The 11,771-nt window shown below is 61.8% G+C and carries 9 protein-coding genes; all 9 read right to left on the bottom strand.

Annotated features, from left to right (window positions below; translation table 11 throughout):
* Window positions 1-1,430, bottom strand: a 1,430-nt coding sequence (gene purB / locus Q0K17_RS08090) for an adenylosuccinate lyase (protein ID WP_294542011.1), incomplete at its 3' end; no start/stop codon positions are given.
* Window positions 1,431-1,466: 36 nt separating this feature from the next.
* Window positions 1,467-5,153 (bottom strand): phosphoribosylformylglycinamidine synthase, encoded by a 3,687-nt coding sequence (locus tag Q0K17_RS08085; RefSeq protein ID WP_294542009.1) that lies wholly within the window; start codon window positions 5,151-5,153, stop codon window positions 1,467-1,469.
* Between the two features lie 13 nt (window positions 5,154-5,166).
* Window positions 5,167-6,459 carry a phosphoribosylamine--glycine ligase gene (gene purD / locus Q0K17_RS08080; RefSeq protein ID WP_294542007.1) on the bottom strand — a complete coding sequence of 431 codons (1,293 nt, stop codon included), beginning with the start codon at window positions 6,457-6,459 and terminating at the stop codon, window positions 5,167-5,169.
* Between the two features lie 17 nt (window positions 6,460-6,476).
* Window positions 6,477-7,658, bottom strand: a complete 1,182-nt coding sequence (locus Q0K17_RS08075; RefSeq protein ID WP_294542004.1) for a phosphoribosylaminoimidazolecarboxamide formyltransferase — start codon at window positions 7,656-7,658, stop codon at window positions 6,477-6,479.
* A gap of 2 nt (window positions 7,659-7,660) precedes the next feature.
* Complete coding sequence (locus Q0K17_RS08070; RefSeq protein WP_294542002.1) at window positions 7,661-8,398, bottom strand: IMP cyclohydrolase; 738 nt, start codon at window positions 8,396-8,398, stop codon at window positions 7,661-7,663.
* A 4-nt stretch (window positions 8,399-8,402) separates the two neighbouring features.
* Window positions 8,403-8,996, bottom strand: coding sequence for a phosphoribosylglycinamide formyltransferase (gene purN / locus Q0K17_RS08065; RefSeq protein ID WP_294541997.1), 594 nt, complete (start codon window positions 8,994-8,996; stop codon window positions 8,403-8,405).
* Entirely contained in the window at window positions 8,993-10,033 is a 1,041-nt protein-coding gene (purM, locus tag Q0K17_RS08060) for a phosphoribosylformylglycinamidine cyclo-ligase (RefSeq protein ID WP_294541990.1), read from the bottom strand. The genes purN and purM overlap by 4 nt, the downstream gene beginning before the upstream one ends.
* A gap of 20 nt (window positions 10,034-10,053) precedes the next feature.
* Window positions 10,054-11,526: an amidophosphoribosyltransferase gene (gene purF / locus Q0K17_RS08055; protein ID WP_294541988.1), complete on the bottom strand. Its 1,473-nt coding sequence runs from the start codon at window positions 11,524-11,526 to the stop codon at window positions 10,054-10,056.
* Window positions 11,527-11,567: 41 nt separating this feature from the next.
* Window positions 11,568-11,771 (bottom strand): phosphoribosylaminoimidazolesuccinocarboxamide synthase (locus Q0K17_RS08050; RefSeq protein WP_294541986.1); only part of this gene is annotated, 204 nt, incomplete at its 5' end.

Here is an 11,771-nt window from a genome sequence, read left to right as displayed (position 1 = left end):
ACGCTCAGTTCGGCCTTCTGACCAACGGCATCAGGGTTGGCGGCCAGCAGGGGACGAATATACTGGTCCAGATACTCCTGTACCTGTTCCGGAGCCCGACCGGTGAAATCTTCCGGACTCAGCTCCGCTTCGATCTCCTCGCGGCTCAGCCCAAAGGCGGGATCGGCTTCCACGCGGGCAATCATGTCGTTGGGTTTGCCTTCCTGCTTGACCACAGCGGCAGCGGCCACAGCGTGCTCACGCAGGCGCTCGTGCAGTTCCTGACGGTCGCCGCCCTTTTTCACGGCCTTCATCATGATGTTTTCGCTGGCCATGAAGGGCAGCTCGGCCATCACCCGACTGCGGATGACCTTGGGATACACCACCAGCCCATCCGAAACATTCAGCAGGATGTTCAGGATGGCGTCAGCGGCCAGGAATCCCTCGGCCATGGCGATGCGCTTGTTGGCGCTGTCGTCCAGGGTGCGCTCAAACCACTGGGTACCGGCGGTCATGGCAGGGTTCAGCACGTCGATCATCAGGTAGCGGGACAGGGCGCAGATGCGTTCGCAGCGCATGGGGTTGCGCTTGTAAGGCATGGCGGAAGAACCAATCTGATTCTTTTCGAAAGGCTCTTCCATTTCCTTGAAGTTGGCCAGCAGACGGATATCAGTGGCCATCTTCATGGCGCTCTGGGCAAGGCCGGCCAGGGCGGACAGCACATTATAATCCACCTTGCGGCTGTAGGTCTGGCCGCAGACCGGAACCACCTTGTCAAAGCCCATCTGGGCGCAGACATCAGCTTCCACAGCCTTGACCTTGGCGGAATCCCCACCGAACAGCTCCATAAAGCTGGCCTGGGTGCCGGTAGTGCCCTTCACGCCGCGCAGGGCAAGCTGAGAGATCTGATGCTCAATCTCCTGCACGTCCATGTACAGCTCGTTCATCCACAGGGTGGCGCGCTTGCCCACAGTGGTGAGCTGGGCGGGCTGGCAGTGGGTGTAGGCCAGACAGGGCATATCCTTGTACTCATCGGCAAACTTGGCCAGATTGGCCAGAGTACCGATGATCTTCTTGCGGACCAGCTCCAGGCCCTGCCGCATGATGATGACGTCGGTGTTGTCGCCCACATAGCAGCTGGTGGCGCCCAGATGGATGATGCCCTTGGCGTGGGGGCACTGCAGGCCGTAGGCGTAGACGTGGCTCATCACGTCATGGCGGACCAGCTTTTCCCGCGCGGCGGCTTCCTCATAGTTGATGTCGTCCTTGTGGGCTTCCAGTTCGGCGATCTGTTCATCGGTGATGTCCAGCCCCTGCTTCTGTTCGGCCTTGGACAGGGCAATCCACAGACGGCGCCAGGTGCGGAACTTGTTGTCGTCGGAGAAAATATACTGCATCTCGTCCGAAGCATACCGGGTGGAGAAGGGCGAGATATAACGATCATGTGCCATTGAAAAAACTCTCCTTATCTGTCAGGGGATGGCGCATTACAGCTTGAAGTAGTTCACGCCGCCCTCAAAGATGGGCTGGTACTTGTCGCCGCCCACATTCTTGTACAGCTGATCGGCACTGCGTTCGCTGTGACCCATCTTGCCGAACACGCGGCCGTCCGGGCTGGTGATGCCTTCGATGGCCAGCACACTGCCGTTGGGGTTGTAGCGCTGGTCCATGGTGGGCACGCAGTTCAGGTCCACATACTGGGTGGCAATCTGACCGTTGGCAATCAGCTGCTGCAGCAGTTCATCACTGCACACAAAACGGCCTTCGCCGTGGCTGATGGCAATGAGGTGCTCGTCGTTGACATCGCACTCGGACAGCCAGGGGCTCTTGTTGGAAGCCACACGGGTACGCACCAGCATGCTCTGGTGGCGATGTACGGTGTTGAAGGTCAGGGTGGGATCGTCCTTGGTGATGGGACGGATCTCGCCGTAGGGGACAAGCCCCAGCTTGATCAGCGCCTGGAAACCGTTGCAGATGCCCAGGGCCAGACCATCGCGCTCGTTCAGCAGACGGTTCACCGCGTCGGCCACGGCCGGAGCACGGAAGAAGGCTGCAATGAACTTGGCGGAACCGTCAGGCTCGTCACCGCCGGAGAAACCACCTGGCAGCATCAGGATCTGGGCCGCGTCGATCTCCTTGACCAGAGCTTCGCAGCTTTCAGCCACGTCAGCAGGGGTCAGGTTTTTCAGCACCAGCACATGGGGATCACCGCCGGCGCGACGGAAGGCCCGGGCGGTATCATACTCGCAGTTGGTACCGGGGAAGACAGGGATGATGACCCGCGGAGTGGCCAGACGCACGGCCGGAGCCACACGCTGGAAGGGGTTGCAATGGTATTCCAGGGCCTTGACTTCCTCACCCGCACGGCGGTAGGGGAAGACCGGCTCCAGCTTGCGCTCCCACAGTTCCTGCAGGTGTGCCAGGTCCAGCTCTTCATCGCCCACACACATGGTGTAGTCCACGGTGGTGAAGCCCAGGAATTCACCGGCGGTGGCATCCAGCAGTTCCAGAATAACGGCGCCGTAGCAGGGCTCAAACAGCCGTTCAGGACGGAAGGCCTTGCTCAGCTTCAGGCCGACGTGATTGCCCACACACATCTTGAACAGGGCTTCGCCGATGCCGCCGAATCCGGGGGTGGCGGCAGCCAGAACCTTGCCCTCGTCGATCATCTGCTCCACGATCTTGTAGATGGAAAGCAGGCTGTTGACTTCCGGCAGACCATCTTTGTACTGAGGTTTCAGGATAACCACCGAGCTGTTGGCTTTCTTGAACTCGGGGCTCAGTACATCCCGGGTGTTGCCAACGGCGGTGGCAAAGCTGACCAGCGTGGGGGGAACATCCAGACCCTCAAAGCTGCCGGACATGCTGTCCTTGCCGCCAATGGAGGCGATGCCCAGACCCATCTGGGCGTCCAGGGCACCCAGCAGCGCGGCCAGGGGCTTGCCCCAGCGCTCCGGTTTGTCGCCCAGATGCTCAAAGTATTCCTGGAAGGTCAGGTACATGTCCTCGTGATGGAACCCGGCGCAGACCAGCTTGGTCACGCTCTCCACCACAGCCATGTAGGCGCCGCGGTAGGGATCTGCTTCGGTCAGGTAGGGGTTGAAGCCCCAGGCCATGCCGGAGCAGGTGGTGGTCTCGCCGTCCACCGGCAGCTTGGCCGCCATGGCCATGGAAGGCGTCAGCTGATACTTGCCGCCGTAGGGCATCAGCACGGTGGCCGCGCCGATGGTGGAGTCGAACCGTTCGCCCAGACCCTTCTTGCTGCATACGTTCAGGTCGCTGACCATGGCTTCCATCTTCTCTGCCACAGTGTTGCCGGACCATTTCGGCTTCCAGGTCGTGCCGGCCTCGATGTGGGCGTCGGCATGGCGTTCGGCACCGTTGGAGTTCAGGAACTCACGGGACAGGTTGACGATGGGGGTGCCGTTCCACTCTTCCACCATCCGCTTTTCTTCGGTAACGGTGGCCACCACGGTGGCTTCCAGGTTCTCCTCGTTGGCCAGAGCGATGAAGCGGTCGGCATCCTCAGGGGCCACGGCCACGGCCATGCGCTCCTGGCTCTCGCTGATGGCCAGTTCGGTGCCGTCCAGGCCCTCGTACTTCTTGGTGACCTTGTTCAGGTCAATGTGCAGCCCGTCGGCCAGCTCGCCGATGGCCACGGAAACACCGCCGGCGCCGAAGTCGTTGCACCGTTTGATCATGCGGCAGGCATCCTCACGGCGGAACAGGCGCTGCAGTTTGCGCTCAATGGGGGCGTTGCCCTTCTGAACCTCGGCACCGCAGGTCTCCAGACTGGACAGCTTGTGGGCCTTGCTGGAGCCGGTGGCGCCGCCGATGCCGTCACGGCCAGTGCGGCCGCCCAGCAGGATGATCACATCCCCGGGGGCGGGCTCTTCCCGACGTACATGGCTGGCGGGAGTGGCGCCCACCACGGCGCCGATCTCCATGCGCTTGGCCACATAACCGGGATGATACAGCTCATCCACCTGGCCGGTGGCCAGACCGATCTGGTTGCCGTAGCTGGAATAGCCCTGGGCAGCGGTGGTTACCAGTTTGCGCTGGGGCAGCTTACCGGGCATGGTCTCAGACACGGGCTTCAGCGGGTCACCGGCGCCGGTCACACGCATGGCCTGATAGACGTAGCTGCGGCCGGACAGGGGATCGCGGATGGCGCCGCCGATGCAGGTGGCTGCGCCGCCGAAGGGCTCGATCTCGGTGGGATGGTTGTGGGTCTCATTTTTGAAGAGGAACAGCCAGTCCTGCTGCTCGCCGTCCACATCGCACTTGATCTTGACGGTGCAGGCGTTGATCTCCTCGCTCTCGTCCAGATTCTTCAGGATTCCACGCTGCTTCAGCGCCTTGGCGCCGATGGTGGCGCAGTCCATCAGGGTGCGGTTCTTGGCATTGCGGCCGGTTTCTTCCCGCAGGGCCATGTAGCGGTCAAAGGCCGCCTTGACGATCTCGTCGTCGATGGTCACGTTGTCCAGGATGGTGCCGAAGGTGGTGTGGCGGCAGTGGTCGCTCCAGTAGGTATCGATGACCCGGATCTCGGTGATGGTGGGGTCACGATGCTCGCTGCGGAAATAGTTCTGGCAGAATACGATGTCGGCGTGGTCCATGGCCAGACCTTTTTCCTGCCGGAAGGCTTCCAGAGCGTCCTCGTCCATCTCGATGAAGCCGGTCAGGGTCTCCACGGCGGACGGAACGGCAAACTCCATCTTCAGGGTGCTGCGCTCGTCCAGGCTGGCTTCCCGGGCCTCCACCGGGTTGATAACATACTTCTTGATGGCGGCCAGATCTTCCTCAGACAGGTCACCTTCCAGAATATACACCCGGGCGCTACGCACATCGGGGCGTTCGCCCTGGCTCAGCAACTGGATGCACTGGGAAGCGGAGTCCGCCCGCTGGTCGAACTGACCGGGCAGGTACTCCACCGCAAAGATGGTGCCGCCCTGGGGCAGGGTGTCGTAGGTCACATCCACCGGCGGCTCGCTGAAGACGGTGGGCACGGCCTTCTCGAATAGGTCGCGGTCGATGCCTTCCACGTCGTAGCGGTTCAGCAGGCGCAGGCTTTTCAGCCCGGAAATGCCCAGCAGTTCGGTCAGCTCATGGAAAAGTCCCTGGGCTTCGCCGTCAAATCCGGGCTTTTTCTCCACATAAATGCGGTAAACCATTTGTTTTTCCTCCTTAACGGCGGTTCTGGGCGGCCATGGCGCGGGCACCGATGTCGCTGCGCTTGTGCACGCCGTCAAAATGAATCTGCTCAGCGGCCGCATAGGCCTTTTTCAGGGCGGAGGCCAGATCGGGAGCGGTGGCAGTCACGCCCAGTACACGGCCACCGGCGGTGACCAGGGCATCACCCTTGCGGGCGGTACCGGCATGGTAGACGGTCACATCGGCGGCGCCAGACAACTGCCCTTCGGTCAGGCCGGTGATCTCCTTGCCTTTTTCGTAGGCCAGGGGGTATCCGCCGGAGGCCAGGATCACACAGGCAGCGGCACCGTCGGAGAACTTCACCGGGGTCTTGTCCAGAGTGCCGTCGGTGGTGGCCTGCATCACGGTCAGCAGATCGCTTTCCAGCAGGGGCAGCACCACCTGGGCCTCAGGGTCACCGAAACGGCAGTTGTACTCAATGACTTTGGGACCGTCGGGAGTCAGCATCAGGCCGAAGTACAGGCAGCCCTTGAAGGGGCAGCCTTCCGCCTGCATGGCCGCTACGGTGGGGGCAAAGATGGTACGCATGCACTCGTCTGCCACCTCGGGGGTGTAGTAGGGGTTGGGGGCCACGGTGCCCATGCCGCCGGTGTTGAGACCCTCGTCATGGTCCAGGGCACGCTTGTGGTCCATGCTGGAAACCATGGGGATGACGGTCTTGCCGTCGCAGAAAGACAGCACGCTCACCTCAGGTCCGGTCAGGAACTCTTCCACCACCACATGGTTGCCGGAAGCGCCGAACTTCTTGTCCAGCATGATCTCCTTCAGCCCTGCTTCGGCCTCCGCCTCGTCCTGACAGATCAGCACACCCTTGCCCAGAGCCAGACCGTCGGCCTTGATGACCACCGGATACTTGCCCTGACCGCGGATATATTCCATGGCAGCGTCGGCGTTGTCAAAGGTCTCATAGACGGCGGTGGGAATGCCGTACTTCTTCATCAGGTTCTTGCTGAACACCTTGCTGGCCTCGATGCGGGCGGCAGCGGCGTTGGGACCGAAGGCGGGAATCCCCACCTTGGCCAGCGCGTCCACCATGCCCAGGGCCAGGGGATCATCCTGGGCCACCACGGCGTAGTCAAAGCCTTCCTCTTTGGCAAAGGCTACCATAGCGTCCACATCGGTGGCCTTGATGTCCTTGCAGATGGCGTCATAAGCGATGCCGCCGTTGCCCGGTGCGCACCAGATCTCGGTGCACTGGGGACTCTTCTTCAGCGCGCGGATGATGGCATGTTCCCGTCCGCCGCCGCCAACGACTAAAATCTTCATCGCAAACTCCTTTGGTATCAGTGATGGAACAGACGGATGCCGCAGAAAGCCATCACGATGCCATACTTGTCGCTGGTATCAATGACCTGCTGGTCACGGATGGAACCGCCGGGCTGCACAATGGCATCCACACCGCTGCGGCGGGCACGCTCGATGTTGTCGCCGAAGGGGAAGAAGGCATCGCTGCCCAGGCTCACGCCGTGCACCTGGGACAGCCAGGCTTTCTTTTCCTCGGCGGTCAGGGGGGCGGGCTGCTCGGTGAAGGTCTCAGCCCACACGTCGTCGCCGATCACATCTTCCGGGGTATCCCCGATGTACACGTCAATGGCATTGTCCCGGTTGGGCTTGGTGATGTCATCCCGGAAAGGCAGGTCCAGCACTTTGGGCATGTGGCGCAGCTGCCAGTTGTCGGCCTTCTGGCCCGCCAGACGGGTGCAGTGGATACGGCTCTGCTGGCCGGCACCCACGCCGATGGTCTGGCCGCCCTGCACATAGCAGACACTGTTGGACTGGGTGTATTTCAGCACGATCAGGCTCATCACCAGGTCGCGCTTCTGGCCTTCGGTCAGGTCCTTGGCCTTGGTCACGATGTTGGTCAGCATGGTGTCGGCGGAGATATCCAGATCCTGACGGCCCTGCTCAAAGGTCACGCCGTACACGGTGCGGCGCTCCAGAGGCGCAGGGGTATAGTCGGGATCAATAGCCACGATGTTGTAGTTGCCCTTCTTCTTGCTCTTCAGCACTTCCAGGGCGTCGTCGTCGTAACCGGGGGCGATGATGCCGTCAGAGACTTCATGCTTGATGAGCTGGGCGGTGGCCAGGTCGCACACGTCGGACAGAGCGATCCAGTCGCCGAAGCTGGACATGCGGTCGGCACCGCGGGCGCGGGCATAGGCGCAGGCCAGGGGAGACAGCTCCATCTCGGCGTCAATGTGGTACATCCGGCGCAGGGTGTCGTCCAGGGGCAGGCCCACAGCGGCACCAGCGGGGGACACATGCTTGAAGCTGGCAGCGGCGGGCAGACCCAGGGCCTTCTTCAGGTCCTTGACCAGCTGGTAGCTGTTCAGCGCATCCAGAAAGTTGATGTAGCCGGGGCGGCCGTTCAGGATTGTCACCGGCAGCTCGCCGCCGTCTGCCATAAAGATGCGGGCGGGTTTCTGGTTGGGATTGGTGCCGTATTTCAACTGGAATTCGTTCATGCTCAACCCTCCACAGTATTGTACTTGTTCAGGATAACGTCCTCATAATCACCGGTAGCCAGAGTGATGGCCCGCACAAACAGGCTCACCTTGTTGTCGGTGTTCAGAGCGTCCCACAGTTTGCCGGCAAATTCGTTGGGGTCGCTCTCGTCAATGCCTACCCGCATGGGCTCGCCCGCAAAGCTGGGAATGGGGCTGCCGTTTTTCTGGTAGGTGGTGATCAGGTGACCTTCTCCGGCCACCGGCTGGGGGTAATCGAAGGTCTGGCGCTGTACGCTGGCGTCGTTGCCGTCGCAGCTCTTGAGGATGCTCAGCTTGTAGCCGCCCTGCTTCATGTCCACCACGCCGGAAATGCGGGGGGTGAAGTTGGGGGCGTCGTCCTCAAAGGTGCGGGTGGCCAGGGCCGCCTCAAAGCTGTAGCCGGGGAACAAGCCATCCTTCATGAAATTGAAGATGGTGTCGGTCTGGTCGCCGTTGGTCACGATGGTGGTAGCGCCCAGGGTCAGGACCGGATTGTAAATGATCAGATGGGGATCTTCCATCTTGGCGGGGTCCGCCGCCACGGTGCGGATGCCGCCGCGCTCGGGCAGAGCCTCAAACACGCGATTGCGGCTGTTGGCGCTGCGGCCCATGATCCAATAGGCGATCATGGCCTTGGAACCGTCGGGGGAAAGCCCCAGGCAGATGCCCCGGCCCGGATATTCGTTGCCGGCCAGATACTTGTACAGATTCTTTTTCATCGCATTACACCTCGTCGTTGCAAACCATGGCCAGAGCGCGGGGCAGCAGCTGCCATTCGGCTTCCACCATCACACGCTTCTGCAAAGTTTCGGGGGTATCGTCCGGCTGCACGGCCACAGCCTTCTGCAGCAGGATGGGCCCGCCGTCGCATTCTTCGTTCACGAAATGCACCGTGGCACCGGTCACCTTGACACCCCGGGCCAGAGCGGCCTCATGCACCCGCAGTCCATAGAAGCCCGGTCCGCAGAAGCTGGGAATCAGGCTGGGATGAACGTTCAGGATGCGCCGGGGATAGGCGGCAATGACGCTGGGGCCCAGCACGCTCAAAAAGCCTGCCAGCACCACCACGTCGATCTGGTTTTCTTTCAGGACAGCCAGCAGGGCCGCGTCAAAGGAGGCGCTGTCGGCGTATTCCTTGCGGGCCACCACGGCGGTCTTGACCCCGGCGTTTTCCGCCCGGGTCAGGGCATACACGCCCGGTTTGCTGGCTACCACCAGGGTCACTCGACCATTGGGGTTCTCTCCCCGGTGTTCGCTGTCCAGGATGGCCTGCAGGTTGGTGCCGCCGCCCGATACCAATACCGCGACGTTTTTCATACCAGTTCCACCCCTTCGCCTTCGGCAATCACGCCCAGGCGGTAGGCATCCTGGCCGTTGGCCTTCAGGATCTCGATGGCCTTGTCGGCGTCCTCGGCAGCCACAGTCAGAACCATACCCACACCCATGTTGAAGGTATTGAACATGTCGTGTTCCGAGATGTTGCCGGTTTTGGCCAGCAGCTCAAACAGGGCAGGGGTACGCACATCCGCCTTGGCGATGCGGGCGCAGCAGCCGTCCTTCAGGCTGCGGGGAATGTTTTCGTAAAAGCCGCCGCCGGTGATGTGGGAAACACCCTTCACGGTGATTTCCTTCATCAGAGCCAGCACCGGCTTGACGTAGATCTTGGTGGGAGCCAGCAGAGCCTCGCCCAGGGTGCAGCCCAGTTCATCGAAGTGCTTCTTCAGGATGTCGGGGTTGTTTTCCAGGTCGAAGATCTTGCGCACGAGAGAGAACCCGTTGGAGTGCACACCGGTGGAAGGCAGGGCAATGATCACATCGCCCGCCTGCATGGTGGAGTTGTCCAGGATCTTGCTCTTGTCCACGGCGCCCACGGTGAAACCGGCCAGGTCGTAGTCGTCCTCCGGCATCACACCGGGATGCTCGGCGGTCTCGCCGCCCACCAGGGAGCAGTCGGCCTGCACACAGCCTTCAGCCACGCCTTTGACGATCTCGGCGATGCGCTCGGGCACGTTCTTGCCGCAGGCGATGTAATCCAGGAAGACCAGCGGCTTGGCACCGGCGCAGATGATGTCATTGACGCACATGGCCACGCAGTCGATGCCGATGGTGTCATGACGGTCCATCAGCTGGGCAATGCGCAGTTTGGTGCCAACGCCGTCGGTGCCGGAGATCAGCACCGGATGAGGCATATCGGTGCAGTCCAGCTCAAACAGGCCGCCGAAACCGCCCAGGCCGCCGATGCAGTGGTCGTTCATGGTGCGGGCCACATACTGCTTCATCAGGCGCACGGCCTCATAGCCAGCGGTAATATCCACACCGGCAGCGGCATAGCTTTCAGAATAGCTTTTCTCCATGGTCGTTGACTCCTTCTTCATCACAGCTTTTTGTTGGTGTTGGACTGGCTCAGCGGCCGGTCATACACAATGTTCATGGGTTCCTTGGGCGGGTCCACCGGGTATTCGCCGGTAAAACAGCCGACGCAGTAGCCGCATTTGCTCTTGGGAGCCAGCTGCTGCACATGCTCGATGCTCAGATAGCCCAGCGTATCCGAACCTACCAGCTTGTTGATCTCCTCCACTGTGTGACCGGTGGCAATCAGCAGCTTTTCGTCGGGAATGTCGGTGCCGAAATAGCACGGATGAGCAAAGGGCGGGGCGGAAATGCGGTAGTGCACTTCCTTGGCGCCGGCTTCCCGCAGCAGCTTGATGGTGCGGGCACTGGTGGTGCCGCGGACGATGGAGTCGTCCACCAGCACCACGCGCTTGCCGGCCACGGTGGAGGAGATGGCGTTCAGCTTGATGCGCACGCTGCTCTCCCGCTGGGCCTGACTGCCCTGGATGAAGGTGCGGCCTACATACTTGTTCTTGATGAAGCCCACGCCGTAGGGGATCCCGCTCTCCTGGGCAAAGCCCAGAGCGGCGTCCAGGCCGGAGTCCGGCGCACCGATGACCACATCGGCGTCCACCGGGTGCTCCTGGGCCAGGAAACGGCCTGCCTGCAGGCGGGCCTCATGGACGCAGGTGCCCTCGATGACCGAGTCCGGACGGGCAAAGTAGATGTACTCAAACACACACAGGGTGTGGGGCGCGATGTTGCAGTGGGTGCGGATGCTGCGCAGACCGTTGCGGTCGGCCACCACGATCTCGCCGGGCTCCACGTCCCGCAGCATGGTGGCGCCCACAGCGTCCAGGGCGCAGGTTTCCGAAGCAAAGGCAAAGCCGGAACCGTCGGGCAAGGCGCCGATGCACAGGGGCCGGAATCCGTGGGGGTCCCGGGCGGCGATCAGCTTGGTATGGGTCATGATGACCAGGCTGTAGGCACCTTCGATCTGCTCCATGGTGCGGCAGACGGCGGTCTCGATGTCGGGGGAGATCAGCCGATTCTGGGTCAGCAGATAGCCGATGACCTCGGTGTCGGAGGTGCCATGGAAGATGGAACCGCTCATTTCCAGCCGGTGACGCAGGCGGGCGGCATTGGTCAGGTTGCCGTTGTGGCACACAGCCATGGCGCCCTTACAGTGATGCAGCACCATAGGCTGGGCGTTGGAACGGCTGCGCTGACCAGAGGTGGCATACCGTACATGGCCGGTGGCCATCTTGGCGCCGTGGGGCAGATCTTCCAGTACCCGTTTGGTGAACACTTCGCTCACCAGCCCTAAGTCCCGGTGGCCGGTCAGAACGCCGTCCACGTTCAGGGCGATGCCGCAGCTTTCTTGCCCGCGATGCTGCAGGGCGTACAAAGCGCTGTACACCGCGCTGACCATGTCGGTCCGGCCGGTGGAATCATACATGCCGAACACGCCGCATTCTTCATGCAGACCCGTGTTTTCAAGGCTCATTTCGCTCATTACAAAACTCCGTTCTTCATGCAAAAGGGGCAAGGGGCATCTCAGCCCAGCAGACGCTTCATGACTTCCTGGTAAGCGTCGGCCTCGCCGCCCATATCGCGGCGGAACAGGTCCTTGTCCAGGTGTGCGCCGGTGGTGGCATCCCAGAAACGGCAGGTGTCGGGGCTGATCTCGTCGGCCAGGATGATGGTGCCGTCGGGCAGGCGGCCGAACTCCAGCTTGAAGTCGATCAGGCGGATGTTGGC

Source organism: uncultured Gemmiger sp. (genome assembly GCA_944388105.1).
GTDB lineage: Bacteria > Bacillota > Clostridia > Oscillospirales > Ruminococcaceae > Gemmiger.
This window is presented reverse-complemented; position numbering and strand designations above follow the sequence as displayed.

Coding starts and splice junctions, on each gene's coding strand:
- Q0K17_RS08085 (WP_294542009.1), bottom strand. CDS start 5,153: ATGGTTTACCGCATTTATGTGGAGAAAAAGCCCGGATTTGACGGCGAA.
- purD (WP_294542007.1), bottom strand. CDS start 6,459: ATGAAGATTTTAGTCGTTGGCGGCGGCGGACGGGAACATGCCATCATC.
- Q0K17_RS08075 (WP_294542004.1), bottom strand. CDS start 7,658: ATGAACGAATTCCAGTTGAAATACGGCACCAATCCCAACCAGAAACCC.
- Q0K17_RS08070 (WP_294542002.1), bottom strand. CDS start 8,398: ATGAAAAAGAATCTGTACAAGTATCTGGCCGGCAACGAATATCCGGGC.
- purN (WP_294541997.1), bottom strand. CDS start 8,996: ATGAAAAACGTCGCGGTATTGGTATCGGGCGGCGGCACCAACCTGCAG.
- purM (WP_294541990.1), bottom strand. CDS start 10,033: ATGGAGAAAAGCTATTCTGAAAGCTATGCCGCTGCCGGTGTGGATATT.
- purF (WP_294541988.1), bottom strand. CDS start 11,526: ATGAGCGAAATGAGCCTTGAAAACACGGGTCTGCATGAAGAATGCGGC.